Annotated in this window: 21 protein-coding genes and 1 tRNA gene; 12 read left to right on the plus strand and 10 right to left on the minus strand. The window is 41.1% G+C overall.

Annotated features, from left to right (window positions below; genetic code table 11):
- Nucleotides 1-227: 227 nt before the first annotated feature.
- Nucleotides 228-485: a DUF3493 domain-containing protein gene (locus PN447_RS16300; RefSeq protein WP_271764065.1), complete on the minus strand. Its 258-nt coding sequence runs from the start codon at nt 483-485 to the stop codon at nt 228-230.
- A gap of 33 nt (nt 486-518) precedes the next feature.
- Here PN447_RS16300 and PN447_RS16305 point away from each other — a divergent pair.
- Nucleotides 519-590 (plus strand) — tRNA-Thr (locus PN447_RS16305).
- 48 nt (nt 591-638) lie between these two features.
- Here PN447_RS16305 and PN447_RS16310 read toward each other — a convergent pair.
- The gene (locus tag PN447_RS16310) at nt 639-2,009 is read right to left on the minus strand and encodes an S-layer homology domain-containing protein (RefSeq protein WP_271764066.1); all 1,371 of its coding nucleotides are present in this window, start codon (nt 2,007-2,009) and stop codon (nt 639-641) included.
- A gap of 1,204 nt (nt 2,010-3,213) precedes the next feature.
- Here PN447_RS16310 and PN447_RS16315 point away from each other — a divergent pair.
- Together PN447_RS16315 and PN447_RS16320 are read left to right on the plus strand one after the other, a co-directional pair.
- A complete protein-coding gene (locus tag PN447_RS16315; protein ID WP_271764067.1) occupies nt 3,214-4,419 on the plus strand; it encodes a histidine kinase in 1,206 nt (401 codons plus the stop codon).
- A gap of 133 nt (nt 4,420-4,552) precedes the next feature.
- Nucleotides 4,553-4,813: a chlororespiratory reduction protein 7 gene (locus PN447_RS16320; protein ID WP_271764120.1), complete on the plus strand. Its 261-nt coding sequence runs from the start codon at nt 4,553-4,555 to the stop codon at nt 4,811-4,813.
- A gap of 49 nt (nt 4,814-4,862) precedes the next feature.
- On the opposite strand, the gene PN447_RS16325 is transcribed toward PN447_RS16320, so the two are convergent.
- Nucleotides 4,863-5,414 (minus strand): DUF2854 domain-containing protein, encoded by a 552-nt coding sequence (locus tag PN447_RS16325; RefSeq protein ID WP_271764068.1) that lies wholly within the window; start codon nt 5,412-5,414, stop codon nt 4,863-4,865.
- A gap of 227 nt (nt 5,415-5,641) precedes the next feature.
- On the opposite strand from PN447_RS16325, the gene PN447_RS16330 reads away from it, so the two are divergent.
- Complete coding sequence (locus tag PN447_RS16330; protein ID WP_271733679.1) at nt 5,642-5,824, plus strand: hypothetical protein; 183 nt, start codon at nt 5,642-5,644, stop codon at nt 5,822-5,824.
- 288 nt (nt 5,825-6,112) lie between these two features.
- Here the strand turns inward: PN447_RS16330 and PN447_RS16335 are convergent, their stop codons facing one another.
- Both PN447_RS16335 and ppk1 read right to left on the minus strand, forming a co-directional pair.
- Nucleotides 6,113-6,517 (minus strand): response regulator, encoded by a 405-nt coding sequence (locus PN447_RS16335; RefSeq protein ID WP_271764121.1) that lies wholly within the window; start codon nt 6,515-6,517, stop codon nt 6,113-6,115.
- A gap of 157 nt (nt 6,518-6,674) precedes the next feature.
- Entirely contained in the window at nt 6,675-8,885 is a 2,211-nt protein-coding gene (gene ppk1, locus PN447_RS16340) for a polyphosphate kinase 1 (RefSeq protein ID WP_271764069.1), read from the minus strand.
- 142 nt (nt 8,886-9,027) lie between these two features.
- On the opposite strand from ppk1, the gene PN447_RS16345 reads away from it, so the two are divergent.
- The 3 genes from PN447_RS16345 to PN447_RS16355 all read left to right on the plus strand — a co-directional run bounded on the left by PN447_RS16345 (nt 9,028) and on the right by PN447_RS16355 (nt 12,554).
- Nucleotides 9,028-10,461, plus strand: coding sequence for a sensor histidine kinase (locus PN447_RS16345; protein WP_271764070.1), 1,434 nt, complete (start codon nt 9,028-9,030; stop codon nt 10,459-10,461).
- A 467-nt stretch (nt 10,462-10,928) separates the two neighbouring features.
- Complete coding sequence (locus tag PN447_RS16350; protein ID WP_271764071.1) at nt 10,929-11,750, plus strand: hypothetical protein; 822 nt, start codon at nt 10,929-10,931, stop codon at nt 11,748-11,750.
- A 207-nt stretch (nt 11,751-11,957) separates the two neighbouring features.
- On the plus strand, nt 11,958-12,554 hold the full coding sequence (locus PN447_RS16355; RefSeq protein ID WP_271764072.1) for a glyoxalase-like domain protein: 597 nt from the start codon (nt 11,958-11,960) through the stop codon (nt 12,552-12,554).
- Nucleotides 12,555-12,728: 174 nt separating this feature from the next.
- Here the strand turns inward: PN447_RS16355 and lysS are convergent, their stop codons facing one another.
- The 3 genes from lysS to PN447_RS16370 form a co-directional block, all read right to left on the minus strand.
- Entirely contained in the window at nt 12,729-14,246 is a 1,518-nt protein-coding gene (gene lysS, locus PN447_RS16360) for a lysine--tRNA ligase (protein WP_271764074.1), read from the minus strand.
- A gap of 63 nt (nt 14,247-14,309) precedes the next feature.
- Nucleotides 14,310-14,741, minus strand: a complete 432-nt coding sequence (locus tag PN447_RS16365) for a hypothetical protein (RefSeq protein ID WP_271764075.1) — start codon at nt 14,739-14,741, stop codon at nt 14,310-14,312.
- 162 nt (nt 14,742-14,903) lie between these two features.
- Complete coding sequence (locus PN447_RS16370) at nt 14,904-15,866, minus strand: M48 family metallopeptidase (protein ID WP_271764076.1); 963 nt, start codon at nt 15,864-15,866, stop codon at nt 14,904-14,906.
- A 117-nt stretch (nt 15,867-15,983) separates the two neighbouring features.
- Here PN447_RS16370 and PN447_RS16375 point away from each other — a divergent pair, with 117 nt between their 5' ends.
- From PN447_RS16375 to PN447_RS16390, 4 genes are all read left to right on the plus strand, one after another.
- Nucleotides 15,984-17,534 (plus strand): helicase C-terminal domain-containing protein, encoded by a 1,551-nt coding sequence (locus PN447_RS16375; RefSeq protein ID WP_271764077.1) that lies wholly within the window; start codon nt 15,984-15,986, stop codon nt 17,532-17,534.
- 103 nt (nt 17,535-17,637) lie between these two features.
- Nucleotides 17,638-17,853: a DUF2839 domain-containing protein gene (locus PN447_RS16380; protein WP_271764078.1), complete on the plus strand. Its 216-nt coding sequence runs from the start codon at nt 17,638-17,640 to the stop codon at nt 17,851-17,853.
- Between the two features lie 694 nt (nt 17,854-18,547).
- On the plus strand, nt 18,548-18,889 hold the full coding sequence (locus tag PN447_RS16385) for a DUF1815 family protein (protein WP_271733692.1): 342 nt from the start codon (nt 18,548-18,550) through the stop codon (nt 18,887-18,889).
- A 221-nt stretch (nt 18,890-19,110) separates the two neighbouring features.
- Entirely contained in the window at nt 19,111-19,608 is a 498-nt protein-coding gene (locus tag PN447_RS16390; RefSeq protein WP_271764079.1) for an acyl-CoA thioesterase, read from the plus strand.
- 37 nt (nt 19,609-19,645) lie between these two features.
- Here PN447_RS16390 and PN447_RS16395 read toward each other — a convergent pair whose 3' ends face one another.
- Both PN447_RS16395 and dxr read right to left on the minus strand, forming a co-directional pair.
- Nucleotides 19,646-19,834, minus strand: a complete 189-nt coding sequence (locus tag PN447_RS16395; protein ID WP_271764080.1) for a hypothetical protein — start codon at nt 19,832-19,834, stop codon at nt 19,646-19,648.
- A 411-nt stretch (nt 19,835-20,245) separates the two neighbouring features.
- Nucleotides 20,246-21,454: a 1-deoxy-D-xylulose-5-phosphate reductoisomerase gene (gene dxr, locus PN447_RS16400; RefSeq protein ID WP_271764081.1), complete on the minus strand. Its 1,209-nt coding sequence runs from the start codon at nt 21,452-21,454 to the stop codon at nt 20,246-20,248.
- A gap of 177 nt (nt 21,455-21,631) precedes the next feature.
- On the opposite strand from dxr, the gene PN447_RS16405 reads away from it, so the two are divergent.
- Nucleotides 21,632-23,047: a DUF2079 domain-containing protein gene (locus tag PN447_RS16405; RefSeq protein WP_271764082.1), complete on the plus strand. Its 1,416-nt coding sequence runs from the start codon at nt 21,632-21,634 to the stop codon at nt 23,045-23,047.
- The last annotated feature ends 200 nt before the right edge of the window (nt 23,048-23,247 follow it).

Genomic DNA, 23,247 nt, shown 5'->3' on the forward strand with positions numbered 1-23,247 from the left:
GGCGCTCTCGCCGGAAGTTGCTTACCCAAAATGGATGTATTTTTGATACCCAGATTATCCTTGCTGCCCAGATGAAGCTGTGGTGGGGGATCCTCCAGGACTAGTTCAGCTTTTAGCCAGCAACTTCAAAGCGCCAGACTAACTAAAAGTTAATAATTTGCATATTTTTGCCACAACAGTAATCCAAAAATCACATTAATTTAACATTAATTTACCTAATAACCGCTTCACCGACGTTGCTCCCAGCGCCAAAGGAGGATCATGAGGGCAAAAATTCCCATCTGCAGCGCTAAATTAGGTGCTGCTGTGTCAATATTTCTGCCTGCAAGGACTTGAAAAAAGAATATAAACGCCCCAATTAAAGCAGATGCAGCAAAACCTAGATACAGAAATTGGCGTAAACCCCTATAGGGGGCTGCCATTTCAGCTTTGAGACGGGCATATTGCTCTGGGTTGATGGGATTTTGAGGATTTGGTTTGATCATGAGTAAATAATGCTATAATACTACACTGTATACGCCGATGTGGCTCAGTGGTAGAGCAGCTGATTCGTAATCAGCAGGCCACGGGTTCAAATCCCGTCATCGGCTTGGGTCAGGTTAATTAACAATACTTTACACGCCTTAGCTATATCAAGCTCAGTTACCAACTTCCTTGACACTGACAGCTTCAGCAGCAGATATCCCCTCGGACAGATTGCCAAAATATCCCAAAGCTGCGGCAGCTTCAGCCCGAGACACTGGTCTTTGAGGTTGGAACAAGGTTGTATAGCCAAACACCCGACGAATATTCGATTTTTCGCCATTTTGGAAATCAGCCAGTACTGCGCGTAAAGCCTTCGGGTCAATTTTTCCCGCATCTTGAAAACCCCACGTTTGATTCACTGCTTCTAGACTAGCGTCCGGTAAGGCTTGACGAGTATCTAGGGGGATTTTCCACAAAATCAACTGTTCTCGTGTTAGTGGTGCATCAGGACGAAACAAAACTGCACTGGAATTACCAGACAAAGGACTAGGGATTAAACCGGTTTCAGCTAACCCTTGAATGACTGGAAAATCAGGATCAGTGGGCGCTACATCAGTAAAAGTCGATTGAGTATTTTGGGTTGCCAAGCGAATCTGTTTAGCAGGATTATTAAAATACACAGCATTGTTGGCAGCAACTAGCCAGCGGGCATATTCTCGGCGAGTAATATGTTTACTGGGTTCAAATGATTTACTGGTGACAGCATTAGAGCGGGTCTTGACTTCTTGAGACTGTAAAGACAAAACACCCAAAGATGCTAAGTCTTGAATGAATTGACGTAGTTCTACCGGTGCTTGGTTGAGATCATGGAATTGCTGAGAGCTTGCTGTAGCCATTTGGCTAACAGATGTCTTACCCGGCTGCGTGGATAGACTATCAGATACTGCCGGACCAATAAAAGTAGAATTATTAGTTTGCAAATCTTCAGTCTTAGCAGTTTGTATACCTTTATTAGGTATGTACTCAATAACTAATGCGGTAGCTGTTTGTGGTTGATTAGGTTTGGGTTGAGTAACTGATTGTGGCTGAATAGATACCTTAACCTGCACACCTTGACGGTGTGCTTCAAAGGTATCTTCTAAATTATCTGTGGGCTGTTGTAAAATCTGCCATTTGTTTTTCTGAAACTGTTCACTGTAAAAGCTAGCAATAAAATTGCTGGGGTCAGAACTTAGCCAGCGAGTGACTATGCTGTTTTTTTCAGATATGGCAGGTGTGACTGACTCTAATTTAGCATTAGGATACAAAGGGATATCTGGGGGAAAATCAGATGGTAAGTCCACCTTGGGTTGGTTTTGGTTCTGCCTGGGTTTCGCCTGATTTATCTGAGATTCACCAAATATTCCGGGGTGATCTTTTAATCTAGGATCAGCAGCCAAAGACTGTTCTAGGGTTTTGGCGGTTGGACTGTTAGCACAAGCTGTTAAAGAAGTGAATAGAATAGCCAAGCTCAATAATACAGCTGGATGTTTAGACAACAACACGGGAAACTACAAATGGGGTTTCAATTCCTACACTAGCGCAGACTGTCACGACTAGGAGGGAAAATGACTCCGAGAATTGAAAATATTCTTGCACCAACTGAAGTGCTAAACTAAGGTTAAATTTATTTTTAGCATCCCTCAAAGAGGGGAAAAGATAACACCCAATCAAATTAGATTGCAATCTATCCGGAATGGAGCCGAAAAACTTTCGTTACTGTTGCTTAAATGTCAGCGCATAAATTTGGTTCTCTTGTACAGTCAGGTAAGTCGTTGCCAGATAGAGATAATGTACCAGTCCTAATATGCATCAGTGTAGATTAGAGTCTGTCTCCCACTGGGAACGGTTTGAATGATTCCTAACTAGAATGGCATAAACAGCCATAAATTTGATTTACGGCTACAGTTAATTATTCAGGTAAGGTCACGGGGTTTCTCTGTCAATCTGTCTTGAAATTACACAGAGTTTTGAGATTATTTTTACTGAGGATTCGGATAACTTTGTAGGCTCTTTACTTGAATTGTTAATTGTATCTCCACTAAAGTTACTCACACTCACCTAACCATCTGGAATTGCCTTACTGATTCACTTTAAGAGAAACCACGCTTATTTAAAATGTAGAGAAATTCCATTGAAAGTATCTACAGGATTGGACAGAGAAACTCTCTGAGCTAGCTTGAAACAATGAGAGTTTTAGGCGTGGTTGTTGCCTAGGATCTATTGTAAATGAATGAATTGCCCTTGTTAAGGTATTTTCTAGCCATATTTCTGCTAAAGTTTAAGTAAGTTTTGGTAAATTTGAGGATATTTTCACTTAGGGTCGTTAACCGTTTATCATCTCATTTTCATATTGGGACTCGACTATTACTCTTGTAAGTTCTTCCCCAACAGGAGCAATCAAATGTATCTGAAGCTACAACAGTAATTTTGCATCAGTATGAAATTCTATATTTGCTGGCTTTAATGTAAGATTTAGATTTAGAGGCGATGGGGAATGAGATTCACTACTCCAGTATGCTTGTTGGAATGAAAGCTCAGTCAAAAGCCGGTCAAATCTCAAAAATCAGTATCTCATGTTAATAATATTCAGCAGATAGGAGTATGAAAAACCTAAGATAGATATTAAGTTGAAGACAATCAACGACCATCGACAACCGTCAATCCATTCTCATTTCTGTTAAGCGAAGCATCGCCGGGTTGTTACCAGTGCTGAAACACGATTACATGCAAGTTTCCCAGGATCAGCCTATTTATTCTGAGGCTCCACTCCAACTGTTACTATTTGTCGATGGACGACCAAAGTCTCGACAACAAGTGCAGCGTATCCGTGCTTACTTAAAAGAATTACGAATTGAGTATAATTTTGAACTGCAAATCATAGACGTCGGGGAACAACCCTATTTAGCAGAACATTTTAAATTAGTTGCCACACCGGCTTTAGTCAAAATTCAGCCAGAACCGCGACAAGTTATAGCTGGAAGTAATATCATCGCCCAATTGAAGGACTGGTGGCCTCGCTGGCAGGTGGCTGTTGATACTTACTTAAAATTACAAGAAGACTTACCAGAACAAATAGATGATAATAGTGGGGTATCATCACCGCAATCAACAATTCATTCTGTGGCTTTTTCTGCAGAACTCATCAAACTTTCTGACGAAGTTTTTCGGTTAAAACAGGAAAAAGAGAAACTGCAAGAGCACCTATTATTTAAAGATAGAGTCATAGCTATGCTGGCTCACGACATCCGCAATCCTCTCACTGCCGCGGCTATCGCCATAGAAACTCTACAGTCTAATTACAATATAGATATTGGTGCATTTAAGCGGCTTAAACCAGCTATGGCAGCACATTTATTAAAACAAGCTCGGAATCAAACTAAGACTATTGACAGAATGATTGCTGATCTGTTGCAGGTAGGGCGTAGTTACGATACAAGCATACCAATCGTACCACAAAAAATGGAAATTGGCGAGATATGTTTCGATGTGTTGGCAGAATTGCGCGATCGCTACATTGCCAAATCCCAACAAATAGAAACTGATATTCCCCAGGACTTACCAAAAATATATGCAGATCCAGAACGTGTGCGCCAAGTGCTAATTAATTTGTTAGATAATGCCATCAAATACACGCCAGAAGGTGGCAAAATTACTATTGCCGGATTACACCGTACCACCCAAAAAGTTCAAATCACTATTGGTGATACGGGACCGGGAATTCCCCTAGAAAACCGCACACGCATTTTTGAACATCACTATCGATTACAACGTGATCAAGCTATTGATGGCTACGGCATTGGTCTGTGTTTATGCCAACGCATCATACAGTCCCATTATGGACAAATTTGGGTGGATTCTGCCCCCAATGGCGGCGCTTGGTTCCATTTTACATTACCAGTGTACCCATCTTAGTTAGCCACTGGTGACTAGGTAAGAGTTCTTATGGATGACGAATACCCGCTTAATTTCACCAAAAATAGCGATAAAAGTTAATTTAATCATTTTGGCTAAAAACCACAACCTATTAGTTAGTCAGATTTTTCAAATGCCACAGTCATTAATGTATCAGCAGGACAACTTTGTTGTTTTAGAAACAGACCAACCGGAACAATTTCTCACAGCAGACGAATTATTAGAAAAGCTTGAGCTTGTGTTACAAACAATGACTGGAGAGGAATTACCCACAGACTTACAAAGGTTTGATTCCGCCAGTGCTCAAGCTCAATATTTAATTGATACAAGTTGTGAATTAGATGTTGGTCTGGGCAAATATTTACAGTGGTATGCAATACGATTAGAGAAGTAGCTTTATACTGACACTCCCCGCGGGTATGACCGAATTATAGGTAGAGATATTATTTATCAAGGATAGTAAAAATTGTTAATTCAATCATATCTTCACCGACTTGTGTAATTTTAATATCTACTCCAGGTCCAAAATACCGGGTCATTTTCTCCTGTTTTTCCTGCCAAACATCAAATGAAATAAACGGGGAATAAAATTCTAAAATCAAGGCATAAGCCCCATTAATTTCTGTTTCTCGTAAACCTGTGAGCACTGGACGGTCTTCATCTGTAGGACTCAGACCTAGATAAGAGAGAGCCTCATCTAAATGAGCCTCTTGACCATAACAGTATCGAGTGATGTCCTTACGAATTTTATTTTGAGTAATAGTTGCTTGCAGCTCCCGTAGGCGTAATACATCTGCCGTTGTATCTTGGCTAAAGGGTATAGGCAGAATTTCGTTGGCTTTGAGTGCCAATCCTCCCAAGAAAAGAGGAAACCCATAGAAAAACCCGACAAGATTAAGTGTGGCATTGTCAGCAGCGTAGGCTACGAAACCAACAATGATTAATATACCACCAACGCTTAAACCGATAGTCCCCAAAGAAATTTTACGTAACATAAGCTTAGGATATTATAGATTTTTAACATCTCTGTTTTATTATCATCGGTTATTGGTCACAAGTGAACTACCCCAACTAAGTTGAGTCCCTGACAATCATAACTCATATCTTTTGCGTCTAACGGTTCGCCATTGCTGATGATATTCCATATGCGGGACTAATCACCTGTCTACTCCATTTTGGGTTAAGTTTAAATATGAGGCTATTTAAAGGTCAGAAAAAAATTATGGACTTACAGACGATAAAAGAACGAATTGCTGTGGTTACTAACAAACGCGAGTACCTACTAAGCCTTTTGGAGCAGCCAAACTTAGGAACTCTGAGAATTGATGTTAACCAGGCTTTGGAAGAAATGGATGATTTAATTGATGAATTTAAGCGGACTTTTCCGGAAACCGATAATAATTAGGCTAAAGTGACTAGATGAAAAAATAGAGCGGCGTTAGTTAAACCGTGAGTTAACGGATAAACTGGCGCTGTTTGCCTATAACCACAATCTTTTTGCTGTATTCTACATATATATGAAGCCTTTTTCAGGCTAATGAAGTACACATCAATTCCCTATTCCCTATTCCCTGTTCCCTGTTCCCCGTTCCCTGAAACTAAACAACTTTGTACCTCACGAGCATGGGAAATGCTATATCTTACTAAGTCCCGGTTAGTTTGCAAACAACTTGACAAGATGATTTATTCTAACTTATGCATTTCTGGCACGTTCTCCTAACTGCGTAACCAGAGCAATAAGTTTATTAGTAGGAATATCTTTGGGAGAAACATAGTCAAAATTTGCTGTGGTTTTAGCGTTGAAACAACTTGCATCTTCCACTGAAGAATAAGCCAGTATCTGAGTTTTAGGAGATATTGCTTTAATATGACTAGAAGCACGCCAACCATCCATAACTGGCATTTGTAAATCTAGAATAATTACATCAGTTTGGTAGCTTTTCAGCATTTCTATAGCTTCTTGACCATTGCAGGCTAACCCCACTACCTGGAGATTTTCCTGGTTAGAAAAAGCCAATTTTAGACTTAACCGTGTAAGTTCGTGATCATCAACTATCAGAACACGCAATGTCACAGATTCACAAAAAAAAGTTAAAATTTAAGGTAATGAAAAATACTGGCAACATCCCCTATAGTTTACGGTAAGATGCAAGAGAAATCACTCTATCTTATGGTTGAAGAAGATTTGTTGTCCATAGTAATTCATGAGTCTATTTATTCACAAATTAGGTTTCATAAGTAGGAAATAAAGTTGACTATTTGTCTGTGTAATAGTAACTTTTTTTGGAATCAATCAGGTTTGACGCTATACTACTTGAACTTAATGCCATATTTAGCAAAGTTGTTTGGGAACTGGTGGCTGGACAGTCATCACCAGGGCGGCGTTGGATATAAGTACCATCAGATTGTAATTCCCAGGCTTGACGATTATCTGCTAACATAATTCCCAAAATTTCTTGCAAATCTTTAGCAATATCCGGGTCTTTAATTGGAGTAATTACTTCTACTCGGCGATCTAAGTTGCGGCTCATCCAATCGGCACTACCAATGTAAATTTCCTCCTGTCCATTGTTATGGAAATAATAAATGCGAGAATGTTCTAAGAAGCGGCCGATAATGCTAATCACGCGAATATTTTCACTGACGTTTTTTAGTCCTGGACGCAAACAGCAAATACCTCGAATAATCAGATCAATTTCGACTCCAGCGCCGGAAGCTGCGTATAAAGTAGCGATGATTTGCGGATCTACAAGGGAATTCATTTTGGCGACAATGCGCCCGGAAAAACCATTTTGAACATTTTCTATTTCCCGATGAATTAAGGCTAAAAAGCGATCGCGCATATTCACAGGTGCGACTAGTACTTCCCGGTAAGATTTTTGGCGAGAATAGCCTGTTAAAAAGTTAAATAAGTCTGTGATATCCGCGCCTAATTCTTCCCGACAGCTAAATAATCCCAAATCGGTATACAAGCGGGCTGTTTTAGGATTATAGTTACCGGTACCTATATGTATATACCGGCGCATCCGGTCTTTTTCTCGTCGTACGACCATCACGGTTTTGCAATGGGTTTTTAGCCCTACTAAACCGTAGACAACATGTACACCGACTCTTTCTAAACTCCTGGCCCAGTAGATATTATTTTCCTCATCAAACCGCGCTTTTAATTCCACTAGTACAGATACTTGCTTGCCATTTTCTGCAGCTGCAATTAAGGCTTTTACTATGGGGGAGTCGCCAGAAGTGCGGTAAAGGGTCATCTTGATTGCTAGGACATTCTGGTCATAGGCTGCATGGGTAATAAAGTTAACCACTGTTGAGGAAAAGGATTGATATGGATGGTGTACCAACAAGTCTTTTTCCCGAATCACCGCAAAAAAGTCTTGACCTTCTTCTAGTTCCAAGGACTCTGAGTTTAAACTGGGTTCTTTTAACCTTTGGAGGCGTGAAGGTACTACAGACTGACGTGGGGGTTCTTTAAGTTCGGCTAATGGTAAAGCCATAAAATACATTAAATCCCGAAGTCCTAAAAGACCATCAACCTCATAAAGATCATTTTCGGTTAACTCCAAATCTTGCAGCAATCGAGAACGTATTGGCTCAGGAGTGTGGGATTTAATTTCTAGTCTGACAGTCGTCCCCCCCATGCGCCGTTTGCGTAGTTCCTGTTCAATGGCTAATAGCAGGTCATCGGCTTCATCCTCTTCTAAAGCCAAATCAGCATCGCGGGTAATACGGAAGGGGTGGTATTCTTGTATATTCATGCCTGGAAATAGAAATTCCAGGTTATGGGCGATCGCCTGTTCTAGGGGTACACCAGTCCAGTGAGCAGTTTCTCCAGTTTCAGAAATCCCTAACTCTGGTGGTATGGGCAAAAATCGCGGTAAGACACTGGGGACTTTTACCCGGGCAAAAAATTCTTCCTCACTGTCCGGATTTTGGACTACAACCGCTAAATTTAGGCTGAGATTAGAAATAAAAGGGAAAGGATGGCTAGGGTCAACAGCTAAGGGAGTGAGAACCGGAAAGATTTGTTCTTCAAAGTAGTTATCTAAGTAAGTCCGTTGTTTGTGATTTAAGTTGATGTAGTCTAGTATGTGAATACCGTGACTAGCTAGCAAAGGTTGTAGAACCTGTTGAAATTGTTGGTGCTGTCTTGTCACCTCGGGAGTGAGAGTTAAGCGAATATCGTCTAGTTGTTGTTGCGGTGTGCGACCATCGGGAGTTAACTGAGAAACTTTTGCTTCTACCTGTTGCTTTAAAGCTGCAACCCGCACCATGAAGAATTCATCTAAGTTGGCGCTGAAGATGGCCAAAAATTTTAATCGTTCTAGAAGCAGTGTCCGGGGGTCACAGGCTTCGTGCAGTACACGACTGTTAAATTCTAGCCAGCTTAACTCACGGTTAATGTAATATTGTGGATCGTTTAAATCAATGGGATGAGCGCTCTTTTTTGATTTCGGCATAACGATCTCAGTTTAGGTAGATTAAGCTCTACATCTAGGGACAATAAATATATTAGATTAATTAGGGCATAAGTGAAACTATCTAGTTAGGGATAATTTAAGATTCAAATAGAAGAACTACAGACTCTCTTTGCTTTGCCAAATGTTTCAAGCTACTCGCCGCCGTCTGGCACTCTGGTACACTGCCGTCACTGCGGTATTATTGTTACTATTTGCCAGTGGTGTATATTTATATTTCCGCAATACATTAATTGAGCGCATTGATGATACCCTCAATCACGTGGTGGAAATTGTCGAGCGATCGCTTGTGATTTCAACTGTGAATGGGGAAGCTGGACAATTTCAGATTAATGTAGAAGCAAGTTTTCGCGATAATGCTATGACGGTGGAAGATGACCACATTGACCTAGAGTGGTTTAGTCCCACCGGTCAATTAATCTGGTCAACCCTATCATCACCCCTAAACATTCCCATTCATGGTAACCATCTTGGTGAAACCGTCCGGGTAATTAAACAGGATATCTGGGGAGAAGGGGACACCGATCACTCAGTAGTCTTGCTGCGACAAGTTACCCAGCGTGTAGAAAGAGGAAGGCAAGTATTAGGATATCTGCGTGTTAGTCACCCCTGGTTTGAAGTCACTAAACCTAGTCGCCAGTTAATTATTGATTTGGCTTTAGGTACTTGGTTTATGGTTTTGTCTGTAGCAGCAAGTGGCTGGTTTCTTTCAGGTAAAGCGATGGAACCGGTGGGGGAATCCTACCAACGCCTCAAACAATTCACTGCTGATGCTTCTCACGAACTCCGAAGTCCCATTACTTTGATTCAAACTAATGTCCAGGTTGCCCTAGCTGATTTAGAACTAGCAGATACACAAACTACGACTATTGTCAACTATCGCCACCACTTAAAAGTAGTGGAAGGTCTTACCCAGCGCTTGGGTAAGCTAGTCAATGATTTATTGTTCTTAGCCAGACAAGACAGTCGTATGAGTGATAATGTTTTTTCGTCTTGTCCTTTGGATGCTTTGCTGATGGAGGTAGTGGAAGAACAACAATTATTAGCTAGGGAAAAAAAAATTACTTTAACGTTGGATTTGGTTGATCCCCCCAGTGCGGAAATCTCCCTGGAATTACTGGAAAATTGGTTTACATTTCCGGGACAATGGGATCAACTCGTACGGTTATTTACAAATTTGATTAGTAATGCTTTGCAATACACCCCATCTAAGGGACAGGTATCTGTACAGTTGTCGCGTCTAGAGGGAAGCAATCGGGTCTCTAAAATTCGTCATGGAACAGCGGTATTACAAATTAAAGTTATTGATACGGGAATTGGTATTCCGTCCGAAGCCCTACCCCGTTTATTTGACCGTTTTTATCGGGTAGATCCAGCACGTACCCATAAGACAGCAAAGACAAATACAGAGACTTCTACCGGTTCAGGATTGGGATTAGCGATCGCAGCGGCGATTGTCGAACATCATCAAGGTCATCTACAGGTTGAAAGCAATATTGGTAAAGGTACAATTTTTACTGTCACTTTACCAATCAGTCTTATGACTCATGACTTATGAATGGTCAATGTATTTTGTCTGAGAAACAGAGGTTGTTTTATAACTTTTCAACAGGGAACAGGGAACAGGGAGGGAAGGATGGGGGAACACACCGAAACAATAAAATCCAGTCTCCTCCCCTTACAAGGGGAGGTTAGGGTGGGGTTAAACAATATTTGATACACTAATCATGACTTTCCTAACAACCTCTTAGAACGTCAATTATTTATTAATTATTTCATTACATCACTCCTGGGGTTTAAATGATGGTGTGATTTCATTTTTATTTCTATCCTCTAGTTAGAGTAAGCAACTAAAGTTAATTGTTAAATTGGAATCATTGATGAATTGCCATTGATATATTTTTTTGGTGATTTTAAAAATATTATTTTGGGTATAGCTACCCCACGCAAGCCATCAGGCAAAGTTTACCTAAATTACCCAATAAGATTTTATAGCAAAAAGTGCGGATTTTTTAGGAGTTAATCATGAATAAAAATAAGCAACCAACTCGCAAATATACTGGACTTTTCGGGGTTATTTGCAGCGGATTCCTCATTGGTGCGCCGCTGATTTCTACCAGGGTAGTAGCACAGCAACCGACCTCTCAGGTTAACCCTTGTCCCAGTATTTACTACGAAGAACCACACAACAACCGGGTTGTAGTACCACAGGGATGTCCTCCCAATGCCTTTACCCGGAAACTACAAGCCGAAGGGCAGCTTCCCTTTATCCCTCCAACTCTTCCACCTAGTGAAATGCCTCTAGGTGTTGGGGGAGAAGCACCGGATTCGGATACTTTAGCACTTAATCCTTGCCCGGGTATTTATTACGAAGAACCATATAATACTAGAAATGTTGTGCCTCCGGGATGTCCGCCAAATGCTATCACGCAACAACTTTTAGTACAGGGTATTCCGCCAGAGTCAGCTGTACTGGCCCGTCCACCAATGATCGCTGTTGAACCACCTCCATCAGAAGAACAACAACCACCGAGCGCCGAGATTAGTCTGGCTAATGGTATGGTTGAGATCACATTGGTGAATGATACTGGGGCTAATATCACTTATGAAGTAATTGGTGATACTCCACCGCGATCGCTTGAAGGTCAATCAGAGGTAACATTACAAGATTTGGCTGCGCCAGTGACTGTGACATTTTTCCGCGAGGATGGGGGACTGCTGGAAGTAACACCTGAACCCTCTAGGAAAGAAGGGGTAATGCAGCTGACATTTAATGAAACCACTGATCTAGGAGAAGATAAGAATACAGTGCGGATTCAAGACGACGGTACTGTAATGTTGAACTAAAATGTTGAACTAAACCACTGATTCAGGGATGCTAGGCTTTTTTTGGTCAAATGTGGCAAATCTCACCATATTAAAGCTCTGCCCGCCAGTTAACAATATGGAGTTTTGCGTCTATGATAGCAGCTGATAAACTAGAAACTAAGACTTAAATTTAGTTCTCAGCGAGAATAATACAAGCCGCTCCCTTATATAATCTTTGGTTTATTCATGGTTATAGTAGCTAACGTGATGCCTTTCTTGTTCACCCCTCTGACTTTAGGCTCTTTTTTGTCTTCTCTGCCTTTGGATAGCTTATTTTCCACCCAAGGCATTATGGTGATGTTACTGGCTGCTTATGCGGGCGCTATGTGGATGTTTCTCACTAGTGCGCCAAAAGTACACACAATTATGGTGTCTGACTTGGAAATTGCTCGACAGTTTTATGAAGGGCTGCTAGATTTACCTGCGGCGGAAGTACCTTTGCACTATTACTACAACTACGAACAAACTCTTGGTACAACTGGGATTGACCCATTGTATATGTCTACTAGTCCCAGCTGGTCTAACAAGGCTATGAACAATGCTAATGAGGGGCTGTGGTATCAGATGAAGAAAAATACTCAGTTACATGTCATTAGGGGGGCTAGTTTGGGTAGTAAGAATCAGCAGCGTCATGTTTGTTTCGACCGGGATTGCTTGGATATGATTCTATTGCGGGTGGAAATGCGCGGTTTAAAGTTGAAGATTCGCAACCAAAAGCCCCTGAATTTTTTAGTGAAGGACTATGAGGGGCGGGTTATTGAAATAGCGGAAGTAGCAAATTAATCAGGAATTAGGCAAAACATCATTTTCTCTGTGTTCTCTGTGCCTCTGTGGTTGGTCACCGATAGTGTAGCCTGGCGTAAGCCAGAAATTTAACTAAATTAATTATCCACAGATGAACACAGATGAACACAGATCAAAAAGATGCCTACATGGGTGGAGATATTGCCAGTTCTTCTAGTCCGTTCCTGATTTAGCTGATTCTGGCTTAAGTAGGGGAAAGGCGATCGCATCGCGTATACTGGCACAATCAGTCAATAACATCACCAACCGATCAATGCCAATCCCCAAACCACCAGTAGGCGGCATTCCATATTCTAAAGCCGTGATAAAGTCTTCATCTATACCTTGAGCTTCTAAGTTACCAGCAGCTTTTAACGCTGCTTGAGCTTCTAAACGTTCTCTTTGGTCTATGGGGTCTGTAAGTTCTGAGAAGCTGTTAGCAGTTTCACGCCCCACGATAAATAATTCAAACCGTTCTACTAAACCCGGCTGAGAACGATGGGGTTTAGCTAGGGGTGAAATTTCCACTGGATAATCTATGACAAAGGTAGGCTGAATTAATTTTTCTTCTATTTTTTGTTCAAAGGCTTGGTTTAAAAGTTTACCGATTGTCTGCGCATCTTCTATACCTTGAAGCGCAGCATTTTTACTTGCAGCTTTCGCTTCTTCCAATGTAGAAAAAGAATTGAAATCTAAGCCTGTATGTTCTCTGACTAAATCATGCATTGTCACCCGTCGCCAAGGTAGTGATAAATCTATCTGTGTGCCTTGGTAAGTAATTTGTAATGTTCCGAGAACTTCTTGGGCTACGGTGGTAATAATTCCCTCTGTGAGGGCCATCATATCATGGTAATCCGCGTAGGCTTGGTAAACTTCAACAGAGGTAAATTCGGGATTATGGCGAGTCGATACTCCCTCATTCCGGAAAATGCGTCCTAATTCAAATACCTTTTCAAAACCACCGACAATCAACCGTTTTAAATGAAGTTCGGTAGCAATTCGCAGATACAACTCCATTTCTAAGGTGTTGTGGTAAGTGATAAAGGGACGCGCATCAGCACCGCCAGCCTCACTTTGTAAAACCGGAGTTTCAATTTCCAGAAAATCCCGTTCTTCTAGGTAGCGGCGAATTCCCGCGGTAATTTGGGCGCGACGGCGGAAAGTTTGCCGCACTTCGGGGTTGACAATTAAATCTACATAGCGTTGACGGTAGCGTTTAGCAACATCGGTTAAACCATGCCACTTGTCCGGTAGGGGTAACAGGGATTTGGTGAGGATGCTGTATTCTTTGACGTAGACAGATAATTCGCCCTTTTCAGTCCGTTTAATAGTACCTCTGGCTCCCAAAATGTCACCTGCATCTATGAGTTGTTTGAGATGGGTGAAAGCTTCGCCATCAACATCTGCCATCCATTCTTGGATACGATTTTTTTCGAGATAAAGTTGAATAGCGCCAGTTTCATCTTGTAGGGTGAAGAAAGCCAGTTTACCGAAAACCCGACGCGCCATAATACGGCCAGCAACGGCAACATCTAAATCAACTTCTTCACCATTGGGTAAGTCGGCAAATTTTTCTTGTAATTCTGCTGTGTGATGGGTGGACTCCCAACGATAGGCGTAGGGGTTAGCTCCTAGCTGCTTGAGTTGGTTGACTTTTTCCAGCCTGGCGGCACGGATATCTTCTTCGGACATGGTAAGGGACTAAATAGGGCAACATATATTATAGATGCTGGAAAAGTTCACAGTCATAGATATTTATAGTGAATACCGAGAGGAAATGGACTGCATCTTCAGGTCAGCCAACTCTAGGATCCTATTTATCAGGTCTTTTTGTTCTGGTGGTAAATTCAGTTTTTTTAAACCCTGATTGATGTCGTCACCAGAGCGCATATTTTCAGCCAGTTTTGCTCGCTGGGAGGTATTTAATATTGCCACTATGTCTTTATTTCTTCTCTGACGTACAGCCTGGACTTGTTGTTGCTGCTGTGGTGTGTTCATGGAGTGTGTGGGATAGATGTTAGTATCCCAAAATAAGCTAGGATCAGTATTTTTAGTGGTTTGGGCAATAATGATACTAGGGATAGACTTGTTTTGGAGGGGTTGGGCCAAGGCAATTCCCGGAATTAAGATTACAAAGGCGCAAATAGTGGCGAGTATTGATAGTCGTTTGATCAGATGAACTGCCATATTAAAAAAAATTCTTATTTAGATGCATTGCCAAAGTTAAACAAATCAATATCTAATGGCTATGAGACTAAGTTATGGGGTAGGTCTCATCTTCATTCTGAAGATTTAAGGAATTTTCAAGTCGGAGTGGTTGAATTTTGCTAAAAATTAGTCATGATTTGGCTAGTCATATTTTTTCATTTTGTTAATTTGTTGTTGCAATTCTTCAATTTGTTGTCGCAAAATTTCGGCTTCCTGTGAGGAAGTTTCGGAGGTAACATCTACTTCTCCTGATCCAGGCGATCGCTGATAATTTCCTGCGCGAATTTGTTGATATTGTTCAGATACAGACCACTCTTGCAAATACCGTAATCGTTCGACTGGGAAAGGATGGCTCAACATAGTGCCTTGAAAGCCATTATACAGCAAGAACTTATAAACCTGATTCAGTCTATTTTCATCTAGTAAATGATAATCTTCTGACTGTTTAACAAATTCTTCTAAGCTACATTCATGAGCATATTTAATACTACCGCCGGAAACTTTCATCATGGATGACATAACAGTGTTTAAGTCATCTATGACTAACAAAGCAGCCCGGTCTGCGGTTAACTCGGCCTTACGTCGCCATTCAAAAAAGGCATAAATCAAAGCTTGAGAGACGAAATTGCCAAGACCGAAGGTTAATTCCCCTAGGGCAGAAGCGGCACTCATAGCCCACATGGCCATTTGAATTAGAATGGTATGACCACATTTAATATGACCCAGTTCATGGGCTAAGACTGCCCTAATCTCGGAGGGATCAAGTAAGTCTAAGGTTCCTGTGTTGATGACTACGTAGGGATTTTCCTGCCCCAGGGCATAGCTATTAGCTTGGGGATTCTGTACGACAAACAATGCAGGTTCTGGGTAAACGTCCAAATCGCGGACACATTCCCGGAACATATGGTAAATACTGGGGTATTGACGCGTACTTACTTGGATGGTGTTACCCATCAGATAGACTAATTGGGGGCGTTCGTAGAACAATTCTACAAATTTACGAGCTATTAAATCAAATCCTGGCAAATTTCGTAAAGCTTTCTCGGCTTGGCGATCAAGTGGATGTCTGAAGGCTTCACTGGATATTCCTGTGTAAGTTGGCATAATTGAGGGTAATGGATGATGGGTGATGGGTGTTGAGTAGTCGCTAAGGACTAATTACAAGATAATGGAAATGGGGCGACGGAAATTAGAAATCACTTTGTATGGGATTAAAAGCTTGTGATTGAGGCTGAAGTTCATTTGTCACTACATAACTTCCTGCGATCGCAGTCGGGGTTTCCTTCCTGGCCCCATCATTTAACGATGGCAAGGTTGGTAGCGCGTGCCTTGCGCCTAGGACGTAGCGCCTTAATTCAAGTTGGGGCCGTTTCTGGCTATCAAGGTCGCTATCGCACTAGTTTTGTGGCATCGGCTTTGATGTGGTATGGTCCGGTAATTATTGTCGCCCCCGAAGCAGTACAGCAGCGGTTACTACAGGTGGAAATTCCCCGTCTACAGCAGTGGCTACCAGCTAATAAACCGATTAGGACAGGTGAAGTTTGGCCGGGATCTGATTTTCCTGGAGTACTGCTGATATCTCCCCAGGCTTGGTTAAAGGGGCAGTTTGCATCTGCTGATGTTTTTCCTCCTGGGATTCCTACAATTATTGATGGGGTGGATGATTTAGAAGATTGGGTACGGGATCACCTGACCCAAGATATTACACCCCATGATTGGGATCAACTGATGTTAGCTTGTCCTGACAAGGCGGACGTGATTCGCTCGGCACGGGCGCAACTAACTCGCGTTCTGTTCCAGCACCCAGTTAATCCCTATGAGTGTTATCTTATTTCTACCTTAGAACAAAAAATATTATGTGATTTATATGAGCAGATAAGCTATGTAAAAACACTAACGAAACCATGGGAAAATTTTGGTGTGCAATTGGTTAATAGTAAAGAAAATATGGGCGCATATTCTCTATTATGGGCAACACTTGATCGTCGCCAAGGGGTGTTTTATTTACACTCTGCTCCCATAGAATTAGGAAAAAGCATCGCGCCTATTTGGCTGAGACAACCAGTGGTGTTAGTGGGTAGCGCTTTAGAACCGGAAACTGAAGCCCCTTTGTTTCGTGAGCGTTTGGGTTTAAATGAGGTAACTTGCTTGAAGTTCTCTAATGAGAGTCAAGGGACAGCAATTCAATTGTATATACCTCATAAATTGCCTCTACCGAATACCCCAGAGTTTCAAGGAGCATTTATTCACAAAGTGCGGACACTGGTTTGTCTGAGCGCTACGGCCCCTGGTTTGACGGTTGTATTGGTGGGAGATGTGCCACTAAAGGCTCGAGTGGGTGCTATTCTGGCCTCGGAATTTGGTTCACGGGTTCAGGTGGAAAAAACTTGCTTGGATGATAATGGGATTTTAATTAGTGGTTGGGAATTTTGGCGATCGCATCAGTCGGTTTTACCAGCCCCCCATCTGTTAATTATTGCTACTTTACCGTTACCATCTTTAGAAAGTCCCCTTGTAGCTGGTAGGGTTGCTTACTATAAGCGATCGCATCAGGATTGGTTTCGTTTATTCTTATTACCAGCGGCTTTGAATGAATTACAACGAGCCATCGCACCAGTCCGAGAAAGTCAAGGTATTGTAGCTTTACTCGACAGTCGTGTAGTTAACCGCAGTTATGGCGCACAAGTACTGGCTGTCCTCAGTCCTCTAGCACGTATTAACTATCTTGATCCCAGTCTGTTTTCTCATCCTGATGGAGAGAGTTCTGGCTAGGTGAGTATTGACTTTTATCAATTACCATGAGATCGCCTCATAGCAAGCGCTATTATCAACTTTGGTGCAAGCATATTAAAACCTCATTCAAGAATTGTTGATTATGGGTGAAGCAAAGCGTCGTAAAACTACACTCGCAGAGAACTACGGTCAAGAATCTCGAATCTTACCTTGGGTTCCCATCACCAAAACTCAGTCTGAACAGTTTATGAACTGGACTACTCGCGGAACCTGGTTCTGTATTGGTGTTATGGTAGTAGCTTGGATAACTATCCGTTTTATCGGTCCGGCTTTCGGTTGGTGGCAAGTAGTCGATTAAAATATCCACCGCTATACTTAACTTATCGGGTATAGCGGGGGTTGGGATATTAGGGTGATTCCTAAATTCTAATTTTACTTACTGTGGGCGGTAATACCTCAAGAATTAGAAAATACTGACAAAATGGCACCATAACTATCCTGTATTCAGTTATTCTCAGTCATAAGCCATGGATACGTAGGTTAGGTATTTGGTAGTATTGTTGACAATAATAAAACACAGATTCAGCACTACTCCCACATATACCGATTGCTGCTTCGTCCCATGGGAAAATAGTTTAGATGAGTATTAGATTCAAGTGGAATGCCCTAGAGGATTGTCTACGAAAAATACGCCAGTAGTTTCAATTGTTGTTGTCAGACAATTTTGGCAGTATACAGCAGATTAGGTGATAGATAGATACTATATGAAGGTTAAAAATATTTGGTCATCCTGACCATCTAACTGTACCTCAAGCAAGTAGAAATTCCTGTCGAGGTGAAGTTTATGAAATACGTCCGAGCAGTCAATCCCTGAAATTGAATAGTTTGATACAGCAAGCTGTAAATTTATTTACTACCCTAAGCAAGGTAATTAATTAATAATCTTACAGGACTTTGGTAAAGGTAATGTTTAGTTTACAATACCAGTGGATGCAAAAAGCTAAAGAAAATATAAAGACGACTGAAATCACTGTGGTGTCTGGAGGAAAAAAGTGTTTCTGAGACTAGCGCATCAACACCAACAATTCGTTCAAGACTTGGTAATGAATCTACAAGCCTTGGCAATTGTACTAGAACGACGTGGATACCCCGCGTCATGTTATACCTGTGGCGACCAGATGAATAGTGCTTCATTTATGGTAAGCTTAGGCGACAATCACTTGATTAGATTCTTAGTATCCGATTATGGGATTACTTGGACTGAAATGCGAGATGATCGTGAATTAATGAAGTTAGAGGGTGCAGAAGCCATTAATCAGTTACAAGAACTGGCTAATCTTGTCAAACAATCTACGCCAAATGGTTCGGGCAACAAAACTCTGGCTAAAAAGTGATAGGTTTGACCATGTGCACTAACTAAAATGTTTGTTCTGATTGCGGGTTGACAGTGTAAACACAAGTGAAAAAACCTGATACACATTTATTTTCATTTGCTAGGGTGCGTTATGGACTATGCTCCTAACGCACTTGGAAACATTGGTGTTTACATAGCAGTGAGTCCCGGTAGACAATTCTGTGAGATGTGAAACCTTGATAACTGTTAACAAACTGAAAAATGTCTGAAAAACAAGCGATTCCAGGGGAATCACCAGCAAATAGTGCCATTGATGTACCATCAAACGGCAAATTTGAGAGTTGGTTTGAATATCCGGTAAGAGTACAACCCCATCATACTGACTATGGGGGTGTGGTTTGGCATGGTACTTATTTAACTTGGATGGAAGAAGCAAGGGTAGAATGTTTGCGCTCCATCGGTATTGATTTTGCTGATTTAGTGTTATTAGGCTGTGATTTACCGGTAGTAGAACTTTCAGTACGTTATCACCGTGCAATTCAGTTAGGAATGGCTGTAATTGTCAAAACGCGTATTGCTGAAGTAAGCGGTGTCCGCATGAACTGGGATTATGGAATTGTTTCCACAGATGGACAGCAGTTATACACCACAGCTAAGGTCACATTAGTAGGATTGGATCGCGAAAGAGGTAAGATCATGCGTCAGCTACCTGCAAGTATTAAGGATGCGTTAGAGAAGCTTCCTAGGTTAGAAAAATGATCCGCAATACAGATAGGTTGCTAATAGGTGATATCATCTACTGCGGTGGCGAAATTGTTTGAGCAATTTGCATAATCTGTTGCCAAATATCTTCGGGTGTGATTCCAAAGCCGACATTTAATAAAATTACTATAGCTGCAATTGTTAATGCGTTCTTAAAAGTAGTTTTGAGAACTTTTAACAAGATAACAAAGACTATCCAAGCAAGAATGAGGATGGGAATCATAAATGTTAATTCCTGAATATGTCCTATTTTTAATGGTGAGCGTGAATATTGATGTATGTGTTTAATATTATTTTCCTTGAAAGATGCACAAAACAGTAGGACTGAAAATACTGGCTATATTTTGGTTACAGGATTGGTAACTCACTGAAAGCTGATAGAAAATAGTCTTGTAGAAGTTGCACGCAGCTTAATAATATTATTGGTCGTATATTTTCGCACTAATTCTTATCTGGGGACTCTACCCTATATATTCCATATGCTTGTGATCAATCCGTGATATTTGAATCAATATTAGTAATTTTTAAGAATTGCCGCTTAAGTATATCTAAATTTTATGACTCAGCCACAATGATTTATAAAGCCAGTGAGGAGGGTTAGCCTCAATAACCGACCTCACTAAATATTTTGATACTATCGACTTGTAGGGGACAGGGGAATTACCTTGGTAGGAGATTTTAACTGGTGAGCTAATGTTACAACTTCTTGCCTAGCCCATTTATCTGCTGCCAAAATGTCATTTAAAGATGGATTGCTACAGTTATGATTTTGATGGCGATCGCAGACTAATTCGATACATCGGGGAATATCTAAAAATTGAATTTTCTCATCTAAAAATAAAGCCACAACCTGCTCATTGGCAGCATTTAATACAGCGGGCATGGAACCCCCAGCTTTACCAGCAGCATAAGCCAACTGCATACAAGGATACTTCTGGTGGTCTGGTTCACGGAAAGTCAAATTACCAGCCTTAACCAAATCTAGCCTTTCCCAGTCCGTGTAGATGCGCTCAGGCCAAGACAAAGCATAAAGTAACGGTAACCGCATATCCGGCCAACCCAGTTGAGCCAAAACCGATGTATCTTGTAACTCAATAAGTGAGTGAATAATACTTTGGGGATGAATGACAATATCAATATCTTGATAATCTAAGCCAAAAAGGAAATGAGCCTCAATTACCTCTAATCCCTTATTCATTAAAGTAGCCGAGTCTACGGTAATTTTCCGCCCCATAGACCAATTGGGATGCTTGAGAGCATCAGCAACCGTCACCTCTGCTAACTTGGCTACATCCCAATCACGGAAAGCCCCACCAGAAGCAGTGAGTAAAATTCGCCGTAAGCCATTCTTGGGGACACCTTGGAGACACTGAAAGATTGCGGAATGCTCAGAATCAGCGGGTAAGAGTTTGACGCCGTGTTTTTCTACCAGAGGTAAAACCACCGGACCGCCTGCGATTAAAGTTTCTTTATTTGCTAAAGCAATATCTTTACCAGCTTCAATAGCAGCGATAGTCGGTAATAAACCAGCACAACCGACAATACCCGTAACTACGGTTTCCGCATCACCATAACGGGCCACTTCGATGACTCCAGAAGTACCAGCGAGTAAAATAGGTTGGGGATCAAGGTCTTTGATGGCTGCTTGCAGTTCTGGTAATTTCTCCTGGGCAGAAATCGCCGCTATACTGGGACGAAACTGGCGAATTTGAGCCGCTAACATCTCTACATTATTCCCCGCAGCCAATCCCACGATCCGAAATTGGTCTGGATACTGAGTGACGATATCTAAAGTTTGAGTACCGATGGAGCCGGTAGAACCAAGAAGGGTAATAGCCTTCATAATTGCTTAAGAATTTACAGACAACTTCTAGTTTGACACTCTCTCGTACCAGATTGTTGGGAATTTTAATTTTTGTCGTTTATACCTGAGAGAATTAAACCGAAATTTTGAGATAATACTGGGGACTATAGTTTAGGTAGTCTGAAGCATTAATTAGCGGAAAACAGGTAGTTAATTATGACTGAAAATAGTTGGTTGGCACTATGGAAACAAAGCCTAATTCGACCTGGTGCTATTGGTTGGATGATTGGGGTGGGTACTTTAATTTTATTTACCGCTAGTACTTTAAGACACTTTTTATTTCAATCAGATGGGTTTGATTTAGGTATTTTCGACCAGGCGATTTACTTAATTAGTCAAGGTGAAAACCCTATATCTTCCTTTTTAGGGTTTCATATTATTGGGGATCATGGTGCTGGAATTTTTTATCCTTTAGCTTTGTTATATAAGGTCTACCCCAGCGTTTATTGGTTATTTGTTGTCCAAGCGCTAGCTTTATCGTTAGGTGCTTTACCTACATATCATTTAGGTATGATAGCAGGACTAAAAGAGAGCCAAGCAATTGGTATGGCTGGTGTGTATTTGTTATATCCACTGATATTTAATGCTAACTTATTTGATTTCCACCCGGAAGTTATTGCTGTAACCTTACTGTTGAGTGCAGTTTTGACAGCGCGTCTGGGAAAAATAACTTGGTTTTCTGTTTGTGTAATCTTAATTTTAAGCTGTAAAGCTGTGTTATCTTTGACTGTTGCTGGGATGGGACTATGGTTACTGTTTTTTGAGAAACGGCGTTTTGCTGGTGCGATCGCTCTTTTTTTAGGAACAGCTTGGTTTTTAATAGCGACTCAGTTAGTGATTCCCTCCTTTAGTGGAGCAGAAGCAGCAGCAGTTGGACGTTACAGTTATTTAGGTAATTCAGTTCTAGAGATTGCTCAAAACTTATTTTTCCAACCACAGCTAATCTTAGAAAAACTTTTTTATATAGATAATTTAGTCTATTTAGTTTTATTATTGTCACCAATTATTTGGGGTCTTTCTTCTGCTAGTTTTCAATCATTAATACCAGCTATTCCTTGTATTTTTCTCAATCTACTAGCAGACTATCCCGCACAAAAGGACTTGGTTCACCAATATTCATTACCAGCTTTACCTTTTCTAATATTGGCTGTAATTGCTAGTCTGTCTTTGGGTAAGGGATGGATCCAAAATAGACGTGGGATGATTATCTGGTCATTGATAGGATTTCTTTGGTTGGCAAAATTTACTTACTTTGGTGGGAGATATTTAAGTTCTGTAGACAATTTGCAAGCTACCCATAAAGCAGTATCACAAATAAAGACCAAAGGAGGCGTTTACACAACCTCACAAATTTCCCCACATTTAAGCCATCGACAAATAATTAAGTTTACGGATGGTAATTTTACCCATGACTTCAAGATTTTCGAGTATATCTTGTTAAATGTTCGTCATCCTGGTTGGGGAAGTAATCAAGATTTTGCCAATTCTCTGGTTAAGCAAATCACTTCTAATCCCGAATTTAAATTAGAGTTTCAGGAGGAAGATGTGTACTTATTTAGGAAAAACTTATAATACAGTGGATTGTATTTATATTTATCCTGCTATCCTAAGAGGATGTTTGTCAAGTCATGATTAGTGTGTCGAATATTCTTTGACCCCACCCTAACCCTCCCCTTGTAAGGGGAGGGGATTGGATTTGATTGTTTCGGTTCCCCATTCCCCATTCCCCATTCCTCATTCCCTGTTCCCTAAGATAAAAATTACCTGTAAAA

It is taken from the genome of Anabaena sp. CS-542/02, assembly GCF_028331085.1.
Classification (GTDB): domain Bacteria; phylum Cyanobacteriota; class Cyanobacteriia; order Cyanobacteriales; family Nostocaceae; genus Anabaenopsis; species Anabaenopsis arnoldii.

Excerpts from the sequence above, each read along its gene's own strand:
- PN447_RS16365 (WP_271764075.1), bottom strand. The coding sequence starts at position 14,741 with ATGGCAGTTCATCTGATCAAACGACTATCAATACTCGCCACTATTTGC.
- PN447_RS16330 (WP_271733679.1), top strand. The coding sequence starts at position 5,642 with ATGGACTTACAGACGATAAAAGAACGAATTGCTGTGGTTACTAACAAA.
- lysS (WP_271764074.1), bottom strand. The coding sequence starts at position 14,246 with ATGTCCGAAGAAGATATCCGTGCCGCCAGGCTGGAAAAAGTCAACCAA.
- PN447_RS16405 (WP_271764082.1), top strand. The coding sequence starts at position 21,632 with ATGACTGAAAATAGTTGGTTGGCACTATGGAAACAAAGCCTAATTCGA.
- PN447_RS16355 (WP_271764072.1), top strand. The coding sequence starts at position 11,958 with ATGGTTATAGTAGCTAACGTGATGCCTTTCTTGTTCACCCCTCTGACT.
- PN447_RS16345 (WP_271764070.1), top strand. The coding sequence starts at position 9,028 with ATGTTTCAAGCTACTCGCCGCCGTCTGGCACTCTGGTACACTGCCGTC.
- PN447_RS16390 (WP_271764079.1), top strand. The coding sequence starts at position 19,111 with ATGTCTGAAAAACAAGCGATTCCAGGGGAATCACCAGCAAATAGTGCC.
- PN447_RS16380 (WP_271764078.1), top strand. The coding sequence starts at position 17,638 with ATGGGTGAAGCAAAGCGTCGTAAAACTACACTCGCAGAGAACTACGGT.
- PN447_RS16325 (WP_271764068.1), bottom strand. The coding sequence starts at position 5,414 with ATGTTACGTAAAATTTCTTTGGGGACTATCGGTTTAAGCGTTGGTGGT.
- PN447_RS16320 (WP_271764120.1), top strand. The coding sequence starts at position 4,553 with ATGCCACAGTCATTAATGTATCAGCAGGACAACTTTGTTGTTTTAGAA.
- PN447_RS16300 (WP_271764065.1), bottom strand. The coding sequence starts at position 485 with ATGATCAAACCAAATCCTCAAAATCCCATCAACCCAGAGCAATATGCC.
- PN447_RS16395 (WP_271764080.1), bottom strand. The coding sequence starts at position 19,834 with ATGATTCCCATCCTCATTCTTGCTTGGATAGTCTTTGTTATCTTGTTA.
- PN447_RS16350 (WP_271764071.1), top strand. The coding sequence starts at position 10,929 with ATGAATAAAAATAAGCAACCAACTCGCAAATATACTGGACTTTTCGGG.
- dxr (WP_271764081.1), bottom strand. The coding sequence starts at position 21,454 with ATGAAGGCTATTACCCTTCTTGGTTCTACCGGCTCCATCGGTACTCAA.
- PN447_RS16370 (WP_271764076.1), bottom strand. The coding sequence starts at position 15,866 with ATGCCAACTTACACAGGAATATCCAGTGAAGCCTTCAGACATCCACTT.
- ppk1 (WP_271764069.1), bottom strand. The coding sequence starts at position 8,885 with ATGCCGAAATCAAAAAAGAGCGCTCATCCCATTGATTTAAACGATCCA.